A 20,658-nucleotide genomic window follows, 5' to 3' on the forward strand; every position below is an offset into this window, starting at 1 on the left:
TGAATTTGCCTCACTCCTTTTCTGAGGACGAGGGTCTACAATAAAAAACGAGCTCACAATACAAACGTCAATAAAAGGGGAAGAATGTATGCGAAAAAAATGGTTAGGTCTCGGCTTGAGTTTCATGTTGGCCGCCGGAATCGCAGGGTGCGGCGGGAATGACAACAATGGCACCAGCGATGCGACGAATGGAAAGTCTGACGGCGGCACGGCAACTCCCGCATCCGAGAAGAGCCAACCCGTACAGCTTAAATATTGGACCGACGACCGTCATGACCAGGAGTATATCAAGGAATTGATCAACAAGTTCAATGAGACGAACGGCGACAATATCCAGGTGGAATTGACAGTAATGTCCGAGAACTACACGCAAAGCGTCGACATCGCATTTTCCAGCAACCAGGCACCGGATGTACTTCGTCTGAAGAGCGCCAATACGTCCGAGTTTGTCAAGAAGGGGTACCTGGCGCCGATCGACGGTTATCTAACCGATGATATGAAGAAGAAATTCGGCAGCTTGTTGATCGACAATGTCAACCGTTTTGACGGCAAGGTGTACTCTTTGGCCAATACCGGTCTCACTATGCGACTTGTCTACAACAAGGATCTCTTTGCCAAAGCGGGCATCGAGAAGCCTCCGGTATCGCTGCAGGAAATGGTGGACGATGCCAAGAAAATCACCGAAGTCGGCAAGTCCGAAGGCATCTACGGTTTCGCGCTGAACTTCAAAAATCCGAAGCAGGCATTTGACCGTTCCATCCGGGAAATTCTCTCGTTGAGCGGCTATCAGGGACTTGGCTTTGACATGAAAACTGGCCAATTCGATTTTGCGCCTTACTCGCAGGTCATCAAATATTTCAAACAGATGCATAAGGACGGAAGCATACTCCCCGGCGCGGAAACGCTGGACATCGACCCGTTGAGGGCCCAATTTGCGGCAGGTAAAATCGGCATGTACCTCTCCTTTTCGACGGAACCGGGCGTGTACAAGGACCAATTCCCGACGGAAATCAACTGGGCGGGCGCCTTGGCCCCAACGCTGGATGGACAGATCAAGGGAACTTCTGAGATCGTGTCCGCCGGAACCTGGCTTGGAATAAGCGCCAAATCGGCGCATCAGGAAGCGGCCTGGAAATTCATGCAGTATATGTACGGCGATGATGTTCTGAAGACCTATCATGAAAAAGGCTTCGGGATCGCCATCGTGCCAAGCATTGTGGAGCAGGCCAAAAATCCGGATACCAACGGCATGGAGGGCTTCTTGGTCGGAGATCACGACTCGCTCTGGCCTGCTGCGCCAAGCGTTACCCCGGAAGGTTCCAACTATGCGGACGCTTTCTTCAAATATATGATCTCCGATGGAGATCTGAAGACGATCACAGCAGATTTGAACGCCAGATACAACGCCGCATTGTCCAAGGCCGTGGAAAAAGGCGAGTTTACCGTAACGCCGAATCCTGCTTTTGATCCAAGCAAACCGCAGGGCGAATAACAGGCAAGGATGGGGCTGCCGCGCACGCTTTCGCGGATGCCCCTTTTCTTTCCCCTAAGGAGGAACGAATCATGAGCTTTAAATGGAAACGGCTGGGCGAGAATTCTCTGTTTCTGTTCCCGAGCATCATTTTGACGGCGGTCTTGGGAATCTATCCCTTGTTCTGGATGCTCCGCTATATGTTCTATGATTATGCCGGGTACGGCGAGGCCTTGTTCGTTGGTTTGGACAATTTCCGGCGGTTGATGCGCGACGGTTTGTTCTGGGAATCGGTCGGCAATACCTTTATGTTTGCCGGAGGCAAGCTGCTGTTGACGCTACCCTTATCCCTGTTGTTGGCGGTTATCCTGAACGGCAAACTGCGTGGTGGAAGTCTGCTGCGGGGGATTTATTTTATGCCGACGGTCATCAGTACCGCGGTTATATCCGTTGTTTTTTATACCATTTTCAATTCCTATAACGGGATGGTTAACACGCTTTTGGTGAAGCTGCATCTGATTTCGCAGCCAGTTGACTGGCTTGGGCCGAAGCATGCGATGCTTACGGTCATCCTGGTGGCGGTATGGGGTGCGGTCGGCAACTACATGCTGCTGTTCCTCGCCGGACTGCAGAGCATTCCACAGGATTTGTACGAGAGCGCGTCCATAGACGGCGCGAACGCCGGAAGGCGGTTCTTGCACATCACGCTTCCAATGCTTGCCCCGGTTGCCCAGATGGTCATGATGTTGGCAATTATCGCTTCGCTGAAAGGCTATGAGAGCATCATGGTCATTACGGAGGGTGGACCGATCGGCAAAACCGAGGTTATGTACCTCTATCTTTACAAACTGCTGTTCCCGGTTTCCACCGGTTCGCCAGTAGCGCAGCAGCTCGGATACGGCAGTGCCGTTGGCTTCGCAAGCGCAGCGATCGTCGGAGCGATTACCGGCTTGTACTTTTTCCTTAGCCGTAAAATGAACAAAGTGTATTAGAAGCGCAGGGCGCCGAATTTGTGAATGCCTTTACGATTTGACAACAACGCCGCAGCCCGGTTTATAGTGAACGGCTGCAAGCGTAAAGGAGGTCCAGCAATGAATGAACAAGCATTACCCCAACAGCCGGGCATACGCGAAAAAAACAGGGCCCGTCCTGATTCTGGCCGTGCAGGCAGAGTAGTGGGCCGTACGCTCATGTGGCTGTTTTTATTGGCAACGGCGATTCTGACTTTGTTCCCTCTGATGATGACGATATCCGGTTCGCTCAAGACTGGCGCCGAAATGATGACAGGCGGCAGCCTGCTGCCGGCCAAGCCGCAATTCGCCAACTATACGGAAGCCTGGAAGCAGGCCAATTTCGCCCGCTATACCTGGAACAGCGTCTTTGTCAGCATCATGGTTACAGCGGGCACCCTACTGGTCGCTTCCATGGCGGCATATGTGGTGGACCGGCGCGATTTCCCCGGCAAATCCCTGTACGTGACGGTGCAGGCATCGATGATGTTCATATCCGTCGGCGCCATCGTGCTGCGTCCGCAGTTTGATCTGATGGTCATGTTGCACTTGAATACCACGCTGTGGGGTGTCATCCTGATTCTGATCAGCGCCCATTCCAGCACGTTTTTTATGCTGCAGGGATTCTTCAAAGCCATTCCCCGCGAGCTGGATGAAGCGGCCATGGTGGACGGCTCAGGGTTCATCCGTACCTTCTTTCGGATTATCCTGCCGCTCTTGATTCCGGGGCTGGGCGTGGCCGGACTGTTCGCCTTCCGCCATGCCTGGAACGAATATATCCTGCCGCTCGTGTTCACGATGACCAATCCGCAGCTGCAGACGCTTACCGTCGGGCTGGCGAATCTCCGCTACGGCTCTTCCGCGGCCATGCAGATCCATCTGATGATGGCGGGAGCATGTTTGTCAATTCTGCCGATGCTGCTCGCTTATATCGTGGCCAACAAGACGTTTATCCAAGTGACGGCAGGTTCGGTGAAAGGTTGACTCCATTTTCATACTCAAGGAGCATTGATGCATATGAATGAATTTACGGTAGGACCATTGTTATCCAGTTCAGTGATTGCCCGGTATTCTGGAAATCCGATTCTGTCGCCGGGCGATGTGCCCTATGGTCCCGCGATGGTTTTTAATGCCGGGGTTACCAAATTTAAAGGCAGATATGTGATGGTGTTCCGCAATGACTACGGCGATGAACGCAAGGGGATTGTTGCCCCTCATCATACGACCAATCTTGGGCTGGCTTTCAGCGATGACGGAAGAAAGTGGGAAGTGCAGCCGAAGCCTTGCTGGTCCTGGCATGATGAAGAGGTCATCCGCGTGTATGATCCGCGTCTGACGGTGATTGGCGAACAATGCTTTATGTGTTTTGCGGTTGATACGGAACATGGGCTGCGCGGCGGCATTGCCGTAACGGAGGACTTCAGCTCCTTCGAGGTGCTGAGCCTGTCGCTGCCGGACAACCGCAACATGGTATTATTCCCGGAGCAGATCGGGGGTAAATACATGCGGCTGGAACGTCCAATGCCCGTATACAGCCGGGGCGGCAAAGACCGCTTTGACATGTGGATGAGCGACTCTCCAGACCTGAAGTACTGGGGCAACTCCAAGCTGCTGCTGGCGGTTGAAGATGTTGCCTACGCCAATGACAAGGTAGGCCCTGGCGCTCCGCCCGTCAAAACGGACAAGGGCTGGCTGACCCTGTTCCACGCCGTGGACCTCGACCCCAGCCGCGGCAAGAACGGCTGGGAGGACAGCTGGAAGAAACGCTACACCGCCGGCATTATGCTGCTGGATCTGGCTGATCCCAGCCGGATCATCGGCAGGGCGGAGGCGCCGCTGCTTGTGCCGGAGACCGAATATGAGACTAGCGGAGGTTTCCGCAATGATGTTATTTTTCCGGGAGGCATGATTCTGGAGGATTCCGGCGAAGTCAAAATCTACTATGGCGCCGCCGATACCGTAGAGTGTCTGGCTACCGCGAACGTGGAGGATCTTCTCCGCCTTTGTCTTGAAGGTGTGGTCAAGTAAGCTAAATGTGACACTTAATCACTTGGTTATGTTCATCACTGCTAGGAATGTTTGAACTTTCGGCTGCTGTTATGTTTGGATTTCGCTGGAACATTCGCTCCTTTAGTTTCATATGTTCCCCAAACCATTCCTAGCCGTAATATTAGTTTTTTTAAGTTTAGCTTATTGCAGCCAATATATATCCAGAGGAGGTTTCCATGGAATACGGACATATTACTCTGCCAACAACTAACATCCCGGTTTCCCGCGAGGTGGATGTGCTGGTCATCGGCGGAGGTGCTTCGGGCATAGCCGCGGCCATAGCTGCTGCAAGAGGCGGAGCAATCACTATGCTGGTGGAGCAACGAGGTTTCCTTGGCGGCATGGGCACCGTTGCACTCGTCCCGGCCTTCTGTCCCTTTACGGATAAGCGGAAGCCGATTATCCGCGGCCTCGGCCTTGAGCTGATGGAGCGTATGAAGCATGCGTGCGACGTCGGGTACAGAGAGGAATATCAAGAACTGCTGGACTGGGTACCGATCGATCCCGAGGTGCTTAAACGGGTTTATGACGGCGCTATTCTGGAAAGCGGCGTTACGCCGCTGTATCACACCTTTGTTTATGATGTCGTATTGTCCGAGGACCGTCGGACGGTGAAAGGTGTCGTTGTCGTTAACAAGACGGGGCGCTCCTTCATCTCCTGCCAATATATCATCGATTGCTCGGGAGACGGGGATATCGCTGCGCTGGCGGGGGTTCCTTTTCAGAAGGGCGGGGAAGCGGGCGAGCTTCAGCCCGGCAGCATGTGCTATCTGCTTGCGAACGTGAACCGTCCGAAGTTCAGACGATACCTGGAGGAGAGCGGGGATACAGGCCAACTGCACCAGACGGTGGAGCGGGCGATCGAGGACGGTGCGCTGCCGGAGGGCCGCAAATCGATCTCCGGCCTTGCTTGGGTCAACGACTACCTGGTAGGCGTTAACTTCGGTCATGTATTCGGCGTAGACGGCACGCTTGCCGAGGATTTGACGCGGGGGGCCATTGAAGGACGCCGCTTGGCGGAACGCCAGCTGCAGTTCTTCCGCCGCTACGTACCGGGCTTTGAGCACGCCCATATGGTTGCGAGCGGAGAGCAGCTTGGCATTCGAGAGACGCGGCGCATCGAAGGAGACTACATACTATCGGTCGATGATTTCATTGCTGCGCGCTCCTTTCCGGATGACATTGCCCGGAACGCCTACTACATCGACATCCATCTCGCCAACAGCAAAAGCGAAATGACATTCAACCACTTGCCGCCGGGAGTCTCACACGGCGTACCGTACCGGATCCTGCTGCCGGTCGGCATCGACAACCTTTGGGTCGCTGGACGCTCCGTGTCCTCGGATCGTGCGGTCCAAGGCTCCTTGCGGGTGATGCCGAACTGCTTCTCTATGGGTCAGGCCGCGGGGTCGGCGGCTGCATTGGCGCTTCAAAGCGGAACCGGCTCGCGCGGCATTTCCGTATCTGAGCTTCAGCGGCGGCTGCTAGAGCAGGATGTATGGCTGGGAGAGGATTTCATGCCGGCTGAGGAGACTGCAGGCAAGAAAGAAGGGAATACGCCGTGAAGCAGCTTCCCTTAACAGATGAGTGGTTTCACGGTGCCGTTTCGCTGGAGCAACGGGAGGATGGAATCAAGCCGTGGCGAATTCCTTACAAGGATTACAACCTGTATCCGCCCGAGGGAATCGAAGGCAAAGCGGAGATTTGCGCCGGTGTCCGCCTTCGGCTTCGCACGGATTCCGCAGAGGTGGCCATATCGTTCACACCGCTTGCGGATGCAGCAGCCATGGATTGCCTGGTCTGTGGAGAGTTATTCCGGACGCTTAGCCTACCCGCCGGAGCATCAGAAGCCTTGTTCTCCGGATTTCCGGGCGGAGTCAAGGATCTGGAGATCTGGCTCCCGCAAAATATAGGAATGACCGTCATCGGCCTGCGGATTGGCGCCCAAGCTTTCGGAGTCCCGCTGCCGGACACCCGGCCTCGCTGGATTACGTACGGCAGCTCCATTACCCAGTGCGTCGGGGCTTCCAGCCCTTCCCGCGCTTGGCCTGCCATTGCCGCCGAAACATGCGGCTACAGCTTGACCAATCTCGGCTTCTCAGGCAACTGCCACATGGAACCGATGATCGGGCGGCTGATTCGCGACTTGCCGGCCGATTTCATCTCCATTTGTGCGGGCGTGAACATCTATGGCGCAGGCACCCTAAGCCCTCGCATGTTCAAACCGCTGCTGATTGGAATGCTGGAGACGATACGCGAGAAACACAGGGAGACCCCACTGCTTGTCATTTCCCCGATTTATGGCACCGTCCGCGAAACGGAGCTCAATATGCAGGGCTTTACTCTGCCCATGATTCGTGAAGCCATCCATGAGACCGTGGAGCTATTGCGGGAGCGGGGCGATCGCCAGTTGTATTATCAAGATGGCCAGAACTGGCTCGGCCCGGAGGATGAAGCCTTTCTGTCGGATGGCCTGCACCCTGATGCCGAGGGGTATGAGTTGCTCGGCAGGCGTTTTCGCGATCTTCATGAATTTGCGTTCCGAGATGTACATAGATTTGCAGATAACGAATTGCTGTGAAAGAGATCAGTAAACGAAGAGAAGAGAGGGATTCCATTATCGGAATGCCCTCTTATTTCTTATTTGTCTCCGTCATCGAAGGATACCAATGCGGTCCGATAATCGCACCGTTCCGGCTGATATGATTTCAACCGGGTGCAGCCGCCACAACTACCTTTGCGACAACAAAAGCCTGAAAACATTCAAAAAAATTAACCGTAGAAGAGGGCCCTGCAAAACGATGATCTAATAGAGAAAGTCCATAAAGCCAATAATAATTAGAAAATGAATAAGATGTTGAACATTTTATTAGCTAAATAAGAATGGATAGAGGTGTCAGAAAACATCTGAATCTTCTAATATAATTCAATTGACTATAGTCTAATCAGACTATATAATGTTTATAGTCTAATTAGACTATAGTGTTGTAAAGGAGTAAGACGAAATGATAAAGTCATTCTTAATGTTGGGGCAGTCGAATATGGCGGGTCGTGGATTTTTGCATGAAGTCGATCCTATCTATAATGAAAAAATAAAAATGCTTCGCAATGGACAGTGGCAGATGATGACAGAGCCGATTAATTACGACCGTCCGGTTTCCGGTGTAAGCCTGGCGGCGTCTTTTGCCGATGCCTGGTCGAAAGCCAACCCCGATGAAGAAATTGGTTTGATTCCTTGTGCGGAAGGCGGCAGTTCCTTGGATGACTGGCATCCGGAAGGCATCCTTTTTCAGCATGCTTTGTCCGAAGCCCGCTTCGCCCTGCGGTCCAGCCAAATCTGCGGAATCCTATGGCATCAGGGTGAGAGCGACAGTTATCGTTCGCTACATGAAACTTATTACGAGAAATTAACCCTTATTATCGAGACCCTAAGAAACGAATTGAATCTTGATGAGGTGCCGTTGATCATTGGCGGACTTGGCGATTTCCTTGGGAAGACCGGTTTTGGACAGCATGCAACAGAGTATCGGCAGGTCAATGAACAATTGCAGCACGTCGCTAACAAGCAGGAAAATTGTTATTTTGTAACAGCGGCAGATTTAACGGCGAATTCTGATGGCATTCATTTAAATGCGGTTTCGCAACGCAAATTCGGATACCGCTATTTCAAGGCTTTTTCGAAAAAGCGTCATGTCATGGAACCCATCCCTGAGGAAGAGCAGTCGCTGATAGTGAAGCGAAACTATTCGAAAACAGAACAGATTTACCTTCATAGCATGGATTTGGCTTCGGGTAAAATCACGTACGCAGAATTCGAGGCGCTTATGGCGAAGGTGATGCAGCTTTGATTCCCTTACTCATCCTTGGCTTGCTCACCCAAAACCCCGGCGCTCACGGCTATGAACTGCTGGCCTTAATGGAAAAACGCCATTACAAATACATCGTAAATTTCACAAAAGGCTCGTTTTATTACAATCTGCAGCAACTTGAAGAAAAAGGTTGGATTGAACAGATTCAGCAGAATTCTTCAACCAGTGGACGCGAGACTCGGAACTTTAAAATCACCGAATCGGGAATGGCTGAATTCGAAAAATTAATGGTCAAATACGGCACCAAATCGGAATATGTGAACCTGCAATTTTATGGGGCGCTGCTCTTTGCTGATGAATTCGACAAAAACAAATTGCTGGAACTGATCCAATCGCAAATAGACCAGACTAAAGTCCGAATCGCCCTCCTTGATGAATACCTGTCCAACACACAAGCACTTCCCGGCGCAGTCGATTACTACCGCCGCATGAACGAAAATTCCCGTTCCCATCACTTGGTTAACTTAGAGTGGTTTGAACAATTGAAAGCAGAAATAGAGGGGCCTGTCGTATAATTAAATAAGAAGTTAAATAAACTGGTCCCCATAGACGGGACACTTTGAAAGAAGTGATTAGGCTGTGGGGACTTTTTGTATACTGGTAATGTCATCTAAGGATCTAATTGGAACAGCGAGGATTTTCAGTTCAGTGGCTGCTTTCTGGTGAAGGAGCCGAAAAAGAAGTACATTAAAACGAAGTAGTTATTTTGGATATCATGTTACCCGGTTTAGACGGATTCACTGTGGGAAAACGATTAAACAAAGCAGCTCCTGCTGTTCCTATGAACTGTAACCCGAGAGATGGACACTTTGAAAAAAATGCCCTCTCTCGGGTTCTTTGCATCTCCCCGCGGTCCATCAGACAAGCCGTGGCCTCTGATGTCAGGCAGGAACGCAGCAACTCCTCCCCGATCGGCTCATACCCAGCGCCGCTATTGGCCCCCGAACCGTGATAAAATAGGACCATTGCTTTTGGATGATCGGGAATATAGCTCCGGTAAGCCAGGCGTAAGCGGTCGGTGGCCTCAACGTATTGAACATGATCGGCCGGCAGCCGGCTTGTGGCGTCTGTGTCCGGGCCAACTCCCTCGGACGATACATTGGAGACGACATGGCCGGAGAATCGGCAGGACGAAAGCGGGGTTACCGCAAAGGTGACAACGCCGGCCGTAACGATCATCAGAAGCACAAGAATCGTCAGCAGCAACCTCTTTATAGTCTTCATTATCCTTCCTCCTGCCCAAATGTGATGGAATAGATCCCCCCTTTAATGAAACCAGGCTTTAGCCTCTGGGCTGTTTAATCTCCATAGGACGATGACCGGCAAAATGATTCCAAGCAAAAACCCGATGCTATGCCATGCGGCAAACTCGGCAATCCGCGTGACGATCAGGATGGTGCAAAGAACGTTCGCCGCATACCTGCTGAAGAGGGCGGGAATGCTCAGGCGATACGCTGCAAAAACCGCTGCAATTGCTGTGAGGATCATGATCACGCATAACGCTTTCTTGACCATTCCCTGGCTGCCCAACGAATATATGCCATTAATTCCATTGATTACGGCTGTGGCATAAAACAGAATTTGCACGAACGTGATGATTGGGGCTTGGTTGATTCGATTCTCCGATGATTGGACATCAGGGCTGCTCCTCCTCTGTTTGCGATTCGTTTAGGGATAAAGATAAAAGCTGTGATTCTGCTTCATTACACCAGTCCAGGACCATTTGGACATACGCTGTTCCGTATTGCTTGAGCATAGAGGGAACTGGGAGAGACGAAACGTCCTCCGGACGATCCCATGAGCTGCCCGGCTGGATTTCCTGAATGGTTTTCAGCATCCATTCAAAGCTGGCGCGGCGTTCCCGGATCAGATTCACGATCATTTCCGGTCCTTCCCGACTGGCAAATAAAAATTTAACGAGATTCTCATCCCTGATCTGAATGGGTGCAGACGGAGCTGCCAGCCATTGACGCAGAGCGATCCGGCCCTTATCCGTGAGATGCCACCGTTGACGGGCTCTTGGCCCTTCGGCGCCCTTCGGCGCTTCAATAAGCTGTAACGACTCAAGTACCTTCAACTGTGGATATAGCTGCCCGTCGCTGATGCCCCAGAACATGCGGACCGACCGTTTTGCCGCCTCCCGTATTTCATAGCCGCTTCTCGGATGCAAGGAGAGGAAACCTAAGATCGACCAAGCGGTTGGCGTAAGTTCGAGAGGCTCTATATCCGTCATTGCGGGGTTTGAGCCTGATGTCCCATCTTCATTCTCTTGTCGATGCAATATCAAAGCACTCCTTTAAAATAATATCTCTGCCAGAGGTATTATGCGTCTCGATCCGCTTTTTGTCAAATCTCCGTTAGTTTGCTCAAAATGAAAATCCGAAATGTTGTGTATTCTAAAAAAATAGAGGATTATTATTTCATCATGGCTGCTTTCTTATGAGTGATGGCAGAAATGATGAGGATTCATAGGGAGGTGCGGTTTTGTATTGTTTTGTTCATATGCCGTTCATCTCCTTTTGATATATTGATCGTTACGAATGTTGTATAAAGTGGGGGAGTTTCGATGAGACAACTGCTAATTGTGGACGATGACAGCCATATCCGCGAATTGCTGAGGTTCGTCATGACGAGAGAGGGCTATCAAGTCTATGAAGCCGAGAACGGTATGGAAGCAGCCAAAATGATGGACAGGCATGACATGGACCTCGCCGTCGTGGATATCATGATGCCATATATGGACGGATACGAGCTGTGCGAATATATTCGGGAAAATTACGATATTCCCATCATCATGCTGACGGCAAAAGACCAGCTAACCGACAAGGAAGAGGCTTACTCCCGGGGAACAGATGATTACCTGACCAAGCCGTTTGAACCGGAGGAACTGGTATTTCGCGTCAAGGCGCTGTTCCGCCGCTATCAGCGAACCTCAAGCGATACGCTTTATTTGAACCGAATCGTGATCGACCGGAACAACGTGGAGGTTACCGATGGCCAGAGCGTCTTTTTGCTGCCGATGAAGGAATTTGAGCTGCTCTCGCAGCTTGCCCAATATCCGGGAAGGCTGTTTTCGCGGGACGAGCTGATCCGGCTGGTATGGGGAGCCGATTACGAGGGGGATGACCGAACGGTAGATGTCCATATCAAGCGGCTTCGCCAGCGGTTTGCCGACTATACAGACGATTTCTCCATTCAAACGGTAAGGGGCATCGGGTACAAATTAGAGGTGCCCAAACGATGAAATCGCTGTACTCGCGTGTATTTCTTATCACCCTCATTGTGATTGTTGTCAGCAGCACGCTTGGCTTTTTGGCTTCCAATATGTATTACCATGTCAAGCTCAAACCGTTCAATGACGAGAAGCTCGTCGGAATCGCCAGCCAAATGAAGCGGTTCTTGGAGAATGAGCCTGCGGATGTCGATGCCTACCTGCAGAATGCGGCAGCGCTTGGATATCAGATTTATTTGACGGACGGTGATAATGATGACCGATATTACGGCCGCAGTTTTCGCAAAATGGATTTGGGCGAGAGCACGATATCGGAGGTTCTGCAGGGAGACGTCTATCATGGGGTAGCCCAATTCCCGAACAAGCCTTTTATCTCCGGGTTCTTCGATAACCGGTTAAGCAATACGGTCGGGGTACCCGTCGCGGCAGGCGGCCGTCAATTCGCTTTGTTTATGCATCCTGACGTCATTTTGCAATTTGGAGAGCTGCGGATTTTTTTCGCTTTGGTCGGGATCTTGACGGTAGCTATCAGCGTCGTCTTGTTTTTGATCAGCACACGCTACCTCGTTAAGCCGGTGACCCGGTTGTCAGAAGCAACGAAGCGTATCGCGCAGGGGAATTACAATATCGTGCTGCCGACCAAGCGCAGGGACGAAATCGGCAGGCTCGCCGAGCATTTTATGGTCATGAGCCGGGAGCTGGAGCGTACGGACGCGGCCAGACAGCAGTTTGTGTCCAACGTCTCGCACGAAATCCAGTCGCCGCTGACGTCGATTCAGGGGTTTGCCAAACTGCTTGGCGGGTCCCGTCTATCTTCAGAGGAATCTGCGCACTATGCATCTATTATCGAACAGGAAAGCCGCCATCTTTCGATGCTCAGCAAGCAGCTGCTCCTGCTTTCATCCCTGGAACAGGGACAGGTTGCAGTTAACCGGAAAACATTTTCCCTGCGCGATCAGGTTCGTCAGGCGGTTCAGATGCTCCAGTGGCGTATCGAGGAGAAAGAGCTTCTGCTGAAAATATCTATACCCGAATCTATAACGTTAACCGGTGACGACGTGCTGCTCATACAGGTGTGGATGAACCTGATCGGAAACGCTGCTCAACATATTCCTGCCGGGAGGACCATTACCGTTCATGCCGAACAAACGCATGCCGACATCAAGGTGGAAATCCGGGATACGGGCGACGGCATAGCCGCAGAGCATTTGCCCTTTTTATTCGACCGTTTCTATCGCGCAGACCGGGCGCATGAACGGGGCTCCGGAAGCACAGGCCTTGGACTGGCCATTGTCAAAAGGATCGTGCAGCTTCACGAAGGCCACATCGAGGTAACCAGTTCACCCGAAGGAACCAGCTTTACCGTTACGCTGCCTGCGTTGTAATTTGCCATTCATGCGCCGTTCACATTCGCTTCCTATACTGGACTCATTCCAAAGGAGGGAAGCAGGATGTATTTAGCTTTACGGGAAATCAGATTCGCCAAGGCCCGGTATACGTTGATTGCAGCCATCATGCTGCTGATTTCATTTCTCGTGCTGTTCGTCACAGGTCTGGCCCAGGGTTTGGCCTATGATAATGCAGCATCGATCCAAAATATGCCCGCCACCCATTTCGTGCTGGAGCAAGGATCCGATCATCGCTTTACCCGTTCACAAATCAGTGGGGAGAAGCTAGAACAGACCCGGTCCGTCGTGGGCGAATCGAATGCGGAGCCGCTGGGGGTGCAAATGACGAGCATCGTTCTTTCCGGTGACATTCAAAAAATCGACGTTGCGCTGTTAGCCGTTAATCCCAAAGGATGGCTGGCACCGGATCTAACCATGGGGACTACGGAGAAACAGGAAACAGGCGGTGTCGTCGTGGATGAGAAGCTGGCGGAGCATGGCGTCAGATTAGGATCCATCCTGGTCGATCAAGCTTCGGGAACCCGGTGGACCGTAACCGGTTTTGTCAAAAATGAGTCGTTCAGCCACGCTCCGGCCGTGTTCTTGAGCAAGGAGGAGTGGATGGGACTTCATTTGCCATCGTCTGCGCAATCAGGGCCCGGCAGTGCCGAAGGGCAGGCCGCATATAACGCGGTTGCGGTTAAAGCAACGGAGGGGGAGGTCTCTAAGCTTCAAAGTGCGGTTCCGAACACAGAGATCATTAAGAAGGCGGATGCTGTGTCGGCGATTCCCGGATACAAAGAGGAGCAAGGTTCGCTTCTGATGATGATCGCGTTCCTGTTTGTTATCTCGGCGTTCGTGCTGGCTGTCTTCTTTTATGTCATCACGATTCAAAAAACGAGCCAATTCGGCATCCTCAAAGCGATTGGCACGCGCACTTCGTATCTGGCCGGAAGCGTGACGCTTCAAGTACTGCTCTTATCCGTATTCAGCTTGGCGGTCAGCATTTTTCTGGTCAAAGTGTTAGAAATGGCGCTTCCTGGGACGATGCCGTTTCAGTTAGGGGCAGACATGCTGGCGCTTACCTGCGCTGCGTTTATCGCGATGTCCTTGGCCGGCTCGCTGTTTTCGGTGTGGAAGGTAGCCCGCATTGAAGCATTGGACGCAATAGGGAGGGCAGGAGTATGAACAATCGCTTGGAAATGCACGACATCACGCGCACTTTTGCAGACGGTGGATTTCAGCGGACGATCCTGGACCGTCTCAACTTGAAGGTAGCGGAAGGGGAACTGGTCGCCGTCATGGGACCGTCGGGCTCCGGTAAGAGCACGTTTTTGTCGATCGCTGGGGCGCTGCTGGAGCCAACTCGAGGAGATGTCTTGATAGACGGCAAGTCTATCCTTGGCCAGGACAAACAAGCTCTTTCAGAGCTGCGACTCCGGAAGATGGGTTTTATTTTTCAGAATGCCAATCTGATACCGTATCTCAAGGTGGAGGAGCAGCTGATGCTCGTGGCTAAGCTGGCAGGGAGCAGCAAGGAGGTTTGCGCTCAGAGGGCGGACGAACTTCTTCAGAGAATGGGGCTGACACATCGGAAAAATGCTTATCCGCATAAGCTTTCCGGGGGTGAACGGCAGCGGGTGGCGATCGCCAGGGCGCTGATGAATGACCCCGCCGTATTGTTCGCCGATGAGCCGACAGCTAGCCTGGACGCTTCGCGCGGGTTGGAAGTTGTCGCCATGATTGCGAAGCAGGTTAAGGAGCAGCGGAAAAGCGCGGTGATGGTTACGCATGACGACAGGGTGCTCCCGCATTGCGACCGGGTATTTTATCTGGATAAAGGAAAGCTGACGGAGCATCCGGTGTGACATTCGATAAACAAGGTAAAATATACGGTATGCACCTGGGATCTCCCTGCATACCGGCGAAGGTCTAAAGTGAATAAACGGCAATCCCCAACACGGTTTGTGAGGAGATTGCCGTTCTTTTTATGAGGTTTTTGTAAAATATCACTGCGTCTTACGTCTGTATCCCTCCAAGCCGAGCCGAACGTATTGCTCTTCCGGCGCATCGTGGGCAGTCATCAGTTCCAGCATGTACCCGGTCAATTTCTGCTCGATGTCCTCATCCCGGAATGGATGTTTCTGCCCGGGATCCTTCTCCATATCGAACAGCATCGTGCCGAATCCATGGTAACGTTCCAAAGATTCCGAGGGAATCTTCATCTGGGATACGCCTTTAGTAAATGCAAACGGAGGCGCCAGCTCGATGTTTTGCAGCTCCTCGACCGAAAAGCGTGTGCGCATATGCGTTGGCATGAGGGTGTAGTTGTAGAGCGGACCATTCTCTGGGCCTGCTGGGGCACGCATGTACACATACCGTCCGTCCGTACAGTTCACATGGCCACCGTGCAAGCCGAATAACGCGGCCTTGCGCACCGGCGTATCGAGCGCAATGGTGTCTCGGAGGGGGCGCCCGGTCATATCCCCAGGGATTTCAACATCAAAGAACTCCAGCAGGGTTGGCGCTAAATCGATCGTCTGCACCAGGCTTTGTCTGCGCTCCCCCTGAACGCCCGAGCGCGGATCCCAAATATAGAGCGGTGTATGGGCCACTTCGTTGTAGAAAGGCTGGATGCATTTGGCCCACCAATCATGCTCACCCAGCAGAAATCCGTGATCCGTGTTCACGATCAGCATCGTATCCTGCCACATGGCGTTCTGATCCATCAAGTCGAGCACCTGACCGAGGTAGTGATCGCACATCGACAGCAGGGCGGCATATTCATACCTCAAATGCTCCACTTCTTCCGGGGACTGCCGGACTTCTTCATACGGCGGCCAGTCGAAATGCTTGCCTTCATATGCATGAGGGTACAGCTTTCGAAACCGTTCCGGAGCCCGGAAAGGCTCATGGGGGTCAAAGGTCTCGAGCTGAAGAAACCAGCGGTTCTGATCCGCGTTCGCCCGGATAAATTCCAAACCCGCCTCAAAAGTTAAGGCTTGCGGATAACGTTCTTCTTCCTTGGCATACTCGCGGTTGATCCAGTCCTGGCGGAACATGCCCGTCAGTGGACGGTCGACGGCTTGCGGGGGGATGACCGGGTCCTCCAGCCTGCCTTTCCAGGCGTCGCCTTCCTGACCGCGGATGAACTCGTAGGTCGTATAGCGGCTGTGGTACGTCGCCCCGCCATCCTCCCAATAATGCTGATGATCCGTGACCAGATGCGTATGTACACCTTCGTTTTTCAAAATTTCCGGCATGGAATCGTCGTAAGGCTCAAGCGGCCCCCAGCTCCGATGCAGGAAATTGTAGCGCCCGGTATGCAGCTCCCGGCGAGCAGGCACGCATGGCATGCTGCCGACAAAGCTGCGGTCAAAAACCGCCGTCCGCTCTTCCAATCGGCGAAAGTTGGGGAGGTGCGTCCAATCGCAGCCATAAGAAGGTAGCATGCGCCGGTTTAACGTATCAAACATGACCATAATGGCCTTCATTCCATCATCCCTTTCTTGGACCAGGTTCTCTTTCATAGATCTATGTTAAAATAAACGAAAGATTATCCAGTAGAAAAGAACGATGATTTTCTCATAAAAAACGAACAACATGGCATTGTCATACCGAACCCGAGGTGGCTGTTGAAAAATGTTCCCTGATCCGATTGGAATCGTTCATGAACCCTACAAAGTGATGCTGCAGTTTGCGTTTGAATGGATCCGCAGCCCGGAATGGAACGCTCCGGGGTACCGCAACCCAGGCGTTACACTGTGGTATATTCTGGCCGGCCGCCGCAGGCTGCTCGCTGGATCACAAGTCTATGACTTGCAGCCGGGAGAAGTGGTCCTGATTCCGCCGAACACCACTTTTATGACGGAAGGAGGGGAGGGGGAAGGAGGAGCGATCCATTATTTGTCTGCCAGTGTGTCGGTATACATGCATGGGATCGAGTGGTCCGAATTGTACGGGCTGCCTCCCCGCTTCCGGATTCAAAACATTGAGGATGGGCGAAAGCTTAAGGACAGCTGGTACAATCTCGTTCGTGCCTGGCAGCCGCGTGATTCGGAGAAGGCTTCCAGCAGAGGAGACGGTATGCTATCCATCTCCCAGGCCGCAAGGCAACTGCAGACACAGGCAGTCTGCCTGAACTGGTTTGCCGAAATGATCCGCGTTCTGGAGCCGCATCTGATGACCCCTGAACCGGTCGTCGACGAGAGGGTGCGCGAAGTTTGCGCTTTTATTCAAAGATTGTATGCTGCTCCCATTAGACTTGGAGATTTGGCTAAGGTAGCCAATACGAGCGAGGGCCATCTGCGACTTCTGTTCCGCACACATTTAATGGTGTCTCCTTACCAATATTTGCTGCAGGTAAGAATCGGGAAAGCGCAGGAACTGCTGCTGGCCACCAACAGGCCGCTTGCGGATATCGCCGCTGAAGTCGGGTTCGAGGAGTACAGCCACTTCCTGGCCACCTTCCGCAAAATCGTCGGCATGCCCCCTTCACACTACCGGAAGAACAATTCGTTGTATCAATAAAACGCTTACCGTTACCGTATCCATCTATGATACAATGGAGCATATTGGTATTTATACAATGGTCAATTCAAGTACTTGGGAGAGGGGCTTTGCATATGTCGAAAATTTTAACACGGGCTGAAGTGCCGGTGGAAACCACCTGGAACCTGGATGATATTTTTCCGTCCAAAGAAGCATGGGAACAAGAATTAAATGATATTCAGCGGGATATCGGCACGGTTGCGAAATATGAAGGCGAACTAAGTCAAGGCGCTGACACTTTGCTGGCCTGCCTGCAGGCCCAGGAAGAGCTTTCCGGCAGAATGAGCCGGGCAGGAGCGTACGCCTACCTGCATCAGTCCGGCGACAGCATCAATCCGGAGAATCAGACGAACGCTTCGAAAGCGCGCGACCTTGCGTCGCAGGTCAGCTCGGCGCTGTCTTTTATCAAATCCGACATCATTGCGCTTCCGGACGGTACGATTGACCAGTACATAGCAGATCAGCCCGAACTTCGGGAATTCGAGCGCAGCCTTCGCCTGCTCCTGCAAACGAAGCCCCACCGCTTGACGGCAGAAACGGAGAAGGTGCTCGCATCGCTGGGCGAGGTATTGGATGCTCCTTACCGGATTTATGAACGGAGCAAGCTGGCCGATATGACCTTCAAGCAGGCGGTGAACGGCCAAGGGGAAGAAGTACCGGTCTCGTTTGCCCTGTACGAGAATAAGTACTGCGAATCGCCTGATACGAAACTGCGCCGCAACTCGTTTAAAGCGTTCAGCGACACGCTGCACAAATACCGGAATACGTTTGCCGAGGCATACGGCACCGAAGTCAAGCGGCAGGTCATTGAATCCCGTCTGCGCGGTTACGAGTCCGTGACCGATATGCTTCTGCAGCCGCAGCAGGTCACCAAGGAGATGTACAACAACGTCCTGGATATATTGCAGGAGGAGCTGGCGCCGCATATGCGCAGATATGCCGCTCTTAAGAAAAAGGTGCTCCAGTTGGATGAGATGACGTTTGCCGACCTGAAAGCGCCGCTCGATCCCGATTACAACCCGGAAATATCTTTTCAGGAAGCCGGAGAACTGATCAAGGAAGCCTTGGCAATACTCGGACCGGAGTACGGGGAAATCGTATCGGATGCCTTCCGCAACCGCTGGGTGGATTACGCGGACAATGCCGGCAAACGCACGGGGGCTTTCTGCTCGTCGATTCCGGGCGTTCACTCGTACATTCTGATCAGCTGGTCCGACAGCATGCGCGGGGCGTTTACGCTCGCTCACGAAGTAGGGCATGCCGGCCATTTGATGCTCGCAGCGAAATATCAGCGGCTGACGAATGCCCGTCCGTCCCTGTATTTTATCGAGGCGCCGTCAACGATGAACGAACTCTTGCTGGCGGATCATCTTCTGGCGCGGTCTAGTGAACCTAGAATGCGCCGCTGGGTGATTTCGCAGCTGCTCGGCACGTACTTCCATAACTTTGTGACGCATTTACTGGAAGGCGAGCTCCAGCGTAGAGTTTACGAACTGGCCATGAAGAATGTGCCGATCACTGCGGTAACCTTGTGCGAGCTGAAAGGCGATATCCTGTCATCGTTCTGGGGAGCGGACGTGGTCATCGACGAAGATGCCAAGTTAACCTGGATGCGCCAGCCGCATTATTATATGAGCTTGTATCCTTACACCTATGCAGCCGGCCTCTCTGCATCCACAGCCGTCGCCAAGCTGATCCGGGAGGAAGGACAGCCTGCGGTGGACCGCTGGCTCGAAGTGTTAAAAGCCGGTGGCTCTATGAGCCCACTGGAACTGATGAAGCTGGCCGGGGTGGATATGTCTCAGCCCGATCCGATCCGGAGTGCGGCCGCTTATGTCGGTTCCCTGATCGATGAGCTTGAAAGTTTGTATTGATTTTTTTCATGAAAAAGACGAAAGGTCCGGATTTACCGGACCTTTCTTTTTTTTAGATCGAGATGGTTTGAGAATGGTACTATTTTTGCTGGATGTGTGGAATAACGGCTATGTGAAGCTAATACTGTGCATTTTCATATACGGAATACTTTCCCCTGGACTCTTGCACCCGCAAGAGTTTTTGTCGTTCCAGGTAACGTACGTGTGCTGCGGTTTCCCCAAGCGCAAACCGTGCGCTGTCCTTGTCAAAAACTTTGGAGAACAGCCTCATGCTAATGTCATATATCGTAGTACCAGCGCTTCCAGCCTCATGTACAATGCCCAGGACATGATCGAGCCGCTCCTTATGGTGGGCGATCACCGATTCAAAATAGTCCGTCTGCGGCTGAAACACCGGTCCGTGTCCGGGCAGAACGGTGCGAACCATCCGTCTTTGCAGCGCATTCAATGTCTCGAAATAGGACTCAAGCGGATTCCCCTCATCCTCTTCGTACTGATATGTGATGTTGGGCGTAATTTTCTGCAGCAGCAGATCCCCGCCAATCAGCGCCTGCCTCTCTGCATTCCAAAACCCCACGCTGCCCTCTGCATGACCGCCGCCAAGTAGGATTTCATACGGCTCCCCGGCGAGCACGATCGAGTCACCTTTCAGCAGGTTTACCCTTGTACCCGTAAATGGGGAAATTTGATGGAGCAGCCGCGAGTCCAGCTCAGCTACATCCTGAGCAAGCGTCTCCGGCATGCCGCTTTTTAAATAAAAATGGAGATTTCGCTCCGCCTGCTCTTGGCTATAATAGCGCTCCGCCAAGGCATAAGTCTCTCCACTTGCATTCACTTCGGCTCCCGTCCAGCGCTGCATCTTCCCGGCAAACCCATAATGGTCAGGATGGAAATGTGTGATGTAAATATTGCGGATATCAGAGGGCTTTACATTGAGCTGATGCAGCGTCTGCACCCATGATTTCTCGGTAACTAAGGTGTCCAGACCGGGATCGATGACGCTCCAAAAAGACCCGTCCTGAACGAGATAGCTGTTCACGTGATTGAGTCGAAAAGGAAGCGGGATGCGGATCTGATAGATTTGCTTCAGCGGCGTCTCCATGAATTGATCTCCTCTTTGTCGAAGTTTAGTGAGAACTATAGATCAATGTCGAGCCTTGCGTCAATGACATATAGATTTTATTTGATTTTATATAGAAAAGTTCAATTAGACT

Annotated in this window: 19 protein-coding genes; 14 read left to right on the forward strand and 5 right to left on the reverse strand. The window is 52.4% G+C overall.

The features are described 5' to 3' along the window. The first annotated feature begins 88 nt into the window (after positions 1-88). The 8 genes from GCU45_RS32420 (at position 89) to GCU45_RS32455 (ending at position 8,914) form a co-directional block, all read left to right on the forward strand. Complete coding sequence (locus GCU45_RS32420; protein ID WP_152404211.1) at positions 89-1,492, forward strand: ABC transporter substrate-binding protein; 1,404 nt, start codon at positions 89-91, stop codon at positions 1,490-1,492. Between the two features lie 71 nt (positions 1,493-1,563). Continuing rightward, entirely contained in the window at positions 1,564-2,463 is a 900-nt protein-coding gene (locus GCU45_RS32425; RefSeq protein WP_152404213.1) for a carbohydrate ABC transporter permease, read from the forward strand. 99 nt (positions 2,464-2,562) lie between these two features. After that, a complete protein-coding gene (locus GCU45_RS32430) occupies positions 2,563-3,465 on the forward strand; it encodes a carbohydrate ABC transporter permease (protein ID WP_152404215.1) in 903 nt (300 codons plus the stop codon). A gap of 33 nt (positions 3,466-3,498) precedes the next feature. Further along, a complete protein-coding gene (locus GCU45_RS32435; protein ID WP_152404217.1) occupies positions 3,499-4,509 on the forward strand; it encodes a glycoside hydrolase family 130 protein in 1,011 nt (336 codons plus the stop codon). A gap of 197 nt (positions 4,510-4,706) precedes the next feature. Further along, the gene (locus tag GCU45_RS32440) at positions 4,707-6,095 is read left to right on the forward strand and encodes an FAD-dependent oxidoreductase (protein ID WP_152404219.1); all 1,389 of its coding nucleotides are present in this window, start codon (positions 4,707-4,709) and stop codon (positions 6,093-6,095) included. After that, entirely contained in the window at positions 6,092-7,111 is a 1,020-nt protein-coding gene (locus GCU45_RS32445) for an SGNH/GDSL hydrolase family protein (RefSeq protein ID WP_152404221.1), read from the forward strand. The genes GCU45_RS32440 and GCU45_RS32445 overlap by 4 nt, the downstream gene beginning before the upstream one ends. Positions 7,112-7,535: 424 nt before the next feature. Continuing rightward, positions 7,536-8,378 (forward strand): sialate O-acetylesterase, encoded by an 843-nt coding sequence (locus GCU45_RS32450; RefSeq protein WP_152404223.1) that lies wholly within the window; start codon positions 7,536-7,538, stop codon positions 8,376-8,378. After that, positions 8,375-8,914 (forward strand): PadR family transcriptional regulator, encoded by a 540-nt coding sequence (locus GCU45_RS32455; protein ID WP_152404225.1) that lies wholly within the window; start codon positions 8,375-8,377, stop codon positions 8,912-8,914. The genes GCU45_RS32450 and GCU45_RS32455 overlap by 4 nt, the downstream gene beginning before the upstream one ends. Positions 8,915-9,086: 172 nt before the next feature. Here the strand turns inward: GCU45_RS32455 and GCU45_RS34065 are convergent, their stop codons facing one another. The 3 genes from GCU45_RS34065 to GCU45_RS32470 form a co-directional block, all read right to left on the reverse strand. Then, entirely contained in the window at positions 9,087-9,623 is a 537-nt protein-coding gene (locus GCU45_RS34065; protein WP_208837170.1) for an alpha/beta fold hydrolase, read from the reverse strand. 42 nt (positions 9,624-9,665) lie between these two features. Continuing rightward, a complete protein-coding gene (locus GCU45_RS32465; RefSeq protein ID WP_244364707.1) occupies positions 9,666-9,914 on the reverse strand; it encodes a hypothetical protein in 249 nt (82 codons plus the stop codon). A gap of 121 nt (positions 9,915-10,035) precedes the next feature. Further along, a complete protein-coding gene (locus GCU45_RS32470; protein ID WP_167527305.1) occupies positions 10,036-10,569 on the reverse strand; it encodes a PadR family transcriptional regulator in 534 nt (177 codons plus the stop codon). 396 nt (positions 10,570-10,965) lie between these two features. On the opposite strand from GCU45_RS32470, the gene GCU45_RS32475 reads away from it, so the two are divergent. The 4 genes from GCU45_RS32475 to GCU45_RS32490 all read left to right on the forward strand — a co-directional run bounded on the left by GCU45_RS32475 (position 10,966) and on the right by GCU45_RS32490 (position 14,887). Further along, entirely contained in the window at positions 10,966-11,643 is a 678-nt protein-coding gene (locus GCU45_RS32475) for a response regulator transcription factor (RefSeq protein ID WP_116230596.1), read from the forward strand. Further along, on the forward strand, positions 11,640-13,016 hold the full coding sequence (locus tag GCU45_RS32480; RefSeq protein ID WP_152404231.1) for a sensor histidine kinase: 1,377 nt from the start codon (positions 11,640-11,642) through the stop codon (positions 13,014-13,016). Before GCU45_RS32475 ends, GCU45_RS32480 begins: the two co-directional genes overlap by 4 nt. 66 nt (positions 13,017-13,082) lie before the next feature. Next, a complete protein-coding gene (locus GCU45_RS32485) occupies positions 13,083-14,207 on the forward strand; it encodes an ABC transporter permease (protein ID WP_152404232.1) in 1,125 nt (374 codons plus the stop codon). Continuing rightward, positions 14,204-14,887, forward strand: a complete 684-nt coding sequence (locus GCU45_RS32490; protein ID WP_152404234.1) for an ABC transporter ATP-binding protein — start codon at positions 14,204-14,206, stop codon at positions 14,885-14,887. The genes GCU45_RS32485 and GCU45_RS32490 overlap by 4 nt, the downstream gene beginning before the upstream one ends. Positions 14,888-15,028: 141 nt before the next feature. On the opposite strand, the gene GCU45_RS32495 is transcribed toward GCU45_RS32490, so the two are convergent. After that, complete coding sequence (locus tag GCU45_RS32495; RefSeq protein WP_152404236.1) at positions 15,029-16,513, reverse strand: sulfatase; 1,485 nt, start codon at positions 16,511-16,513, stop codon at positions 15,029-15,031. Between the two features lie 148 nt (positions 16,514-16,661). Here GCU45_RS32495 and GCU45_RS32500 point away from each other — a divergent pair, with 148 nt between their 5' ends. Further along, on the forward strand, positions 16,662-17,549 hold the full coding sequence (locus GCU45_RS32500) for a helix-turn-helix domain-containing protein (RefSeq protein WP_152404238.1): 888 nt from the start codon (positions 16,662-16,664) through the stop codon (positions 17,547-17,549). Between the two features lie 95 nt (positions 17,550-17,644). Further along, complete coding sequence (gene pepF / locus GCU45_RS32505; protein ID WP_152404240.1) at positions 17,645-19,444, forward strand: oligoendopeptidase F; 1,800 nt, start codon at positions 17,645-17,647, stop codon at positions 19,442-19,444. A gap of 118 nt (positions 19,445-19,562) precedes the next feature. Here the strand turns inward: pepF and GCU45_RS32510 are convergent, their stop codons facing one another. Continuing rightward, positions 19,563-20,546, reverse strand: coding sequence for an MBL fold metallo-hydrolase (locus GCU45_RS32510; RefSeq protein ID WP_152404243.1), 984 nt, complete (start codon positions 20,544-20,546; stop codon positions 19,563-19,565). Positions 20,547-20,658: the final 112 nt, after the last annotated feature.

Origin of the sequence: Paenibacillus cellulositrophicus (assembly GCF_009363095.1) — a bacterium.
Classification (GTDB): Bacteria; Bacillota; Bacilli; order Paenibacillales; family Paenibacillaceae; genus Paenibacillus_AQ; species Paenibacillus_AQ favisporus.

Bases quoted from the DNA above. Each gene is read 5' to 3' on its own strand.
- GCU45_RS32440 (WP_152404219.1), top strand. From the start codon at position 4,707: ATGGAATACGGACATATTACTCTGCCAACAACTAACATCCCGGTTTCC.
- pepF (WP_152404240.1), top strand. From the start codon at position 17,645: ATGTCGAAAATTTTAACACGGGCTGAAGTGCCGGTGGAAACCACCTGG.
- GCU45_RS32485 (WP_152404232.1), top strand. From the start codon at position 13,083: ATGTATTTAGCTTTACGGGAAATCAGATTCGCCAAGGCCCGGTATACG.
- GCU45_RS32480 (WP_152404231.1), top strand. From the start codon at position 11,640: ATGAAATCGCTGTACTCGCGTGTATTTCTTATCACCCTCATTGTGATT.
- GCU45_RS32450 (WP_152404223.1), top strand. From the start codon at position 7,536: ATGATAAAGTCATTCTTAATGTTGGGGCAGTCGAATATGGCGGGTCGT.
- GCU45_RS32500 (WP_152404238.1), top strand. From the start codon at position 16,662: ATGTTCCCTGATCCGATTGGAATCGTTCATGAACCCTACAAAGTGATG.
- GCU45_RS32495 (WP_152404236.1), bottom strand. From the start codon at position 16,513: ATGAAGGCCATTATGGTCATGTTTGATACGTTAAACCGGCGCATGCTA.
- GCU45_RS32465 (WP_244364707.1), bottom strand. From the start codon at position 9,914: ATGGTCAAGAAAGCGTTATGCGTGATCATGATCCTCACAGCAATTGCA.
- GCU45_RS32430 (WP_152404215.1), top strand. From the start codon at position 2,563: ATGAATGAACAAGCATTACCCCAACAGCCGGGCATACGCGAAAAAAAC.
- GCU45_RS32425 (WP_152404213.1), top strand. From the start codon at position 1,564: ATGAGCTTTAAATGGAAACGGCTGGGCGAGAATTCTCTGTTTCTGTTC.
- GCU45_RS32490 (WP_152404234.1), top strand. From the start codon at position 14,204: ATGAACAATCGCTTGGAAATGCACGACATCACGCGCACTTTTGCAGAC.
- GCU45_RS34065 (WP_208837170.1), bottom strand. From the start codon at position 9,623: ATGAAGACTATAAAGAGGTTGCTGCTGACGATTCTTGTGCTTCTGATG.
- GCU45_RS32420 (WP_152404211.1), top strand. From the start codon at position 89: ATGCGAAAAAAATGGTTAGGTCTCGGCTTGAGTTTCATGTTGGCCGCC.
- GCU45_RS32435 (WP_152404217.1), top strand. From the start codon at position 3,499: ATGAATGAATTTACGGTAGGACCATTGTTATCCAGTTCAGTGATTGCC.
- GCU45_RS32510 (WP_152404243.1), bottom strand. From the start codon at position 20,546: ATGGAGACGCCGCTGAAGCAAATCTATCAGATCCGCATCCCGCTTCCT.
- GCU45_RS32475 (WP_116230596.1), top strand. From the start codon at position 10,966: ATGAGACAACTGCTAATTGTGGACGATGACAGCCATATCCGCGAATTG.